Consider the following 727-nt stretch of genomic DNA (forward strand, 5'->3'; position numbering starts at 1 on the left):
CTCCCGGCAATTTTTTATTTCCGCAACGCCTTCAGTCCCGGGTTTTGACTTTGGCGTCCGGTCTTCCGCGCTTTACAGCTTGTCCGCGTTCTCGGACAGGTAAGAGGCCACGCCTTCCGGGCTGTCCTTCATGCCGGCGTCGCCTTTTTGCCAGCCGGCCGGACACACTTCGCCGTGTTCTTCGTGGAACTGGATGGCGTCCACCAGACGCACCAACTCGTCGATGTTACGGCCCAACGGCAGGTCGTTGACGATCTGGCTGCGCACCACACCGTTCTTGTCGATCAGGAACGCACCACGGAACGCCATGCCGCCTTCGGATTCAACATCGTAAGCCTGGGCGATCTGGTGATTCATATCGGCTGCCAGAGTGTATTTCACCGCGCCAATACCGCCGTCGTTCACCGGGGTGTTACGCCAGGCGTTGTGGGTGAAATGGCTGTCGATGGAGACACCGACCACTTCCACGCCGCGTTCCTTGAACGCGTCCATGCGGTGATCCAGGGCGATCAGCTCGGACGGGCAGACGAAGGTGAAATCCAGCGGGTAAAAGAACACCAGACCGTACTTGCCCTTGATCGCCTCGGACAGGGTGAACTCGTCGACGATGCTGCCATCGCCCAATACCGCGGGAACGGTGAAGTCGGGTGCGGGTTTACCTACCAATACGCCCATCTCGTTATCTCTCCAGTTAAGTCACAAGGGAAAACCCGCCGTGAACGGCGGG

General features: G+C 59.1%; 1 protein-coding gene. It reads right to left on the reverse strand.

The annotated features are described in order from the left end of the window. Positions 1 to 72: 72 nt before the first annotated feature. A complete protein-coding gene (locus A6D6_RS21635) occupies positions 73 to 675 on the reverse strand; it encodes a peroxiredoxin (protein ID WP_133493503.1) in 603 nt (200 codons plus the stop codon). Positions 676 to 727 lie beyond the last annotated feature (52 nt).

Source organism: Alcanivorax xiamenensis (assembly GCF_009846745.1).
Taxonomy (GTDB): Bacteria; Pseudomonadota; Gammaproteobacteria; order Pseudomonadales; family Alcanivoracaceae; genus Alloalcanivorax; species Alloalcanivorax xiamenensis.

Bases quoted from the DNA above. Each gene is read 5' to 3' on its own strand.
- A6D6_RS21635 (WP_133493503.1), bottom strand. From the start codon at position 675: ATGGGCGTATTGGTAGGTAAACCCGCACCCGACTTCACCGTTCCCGCG.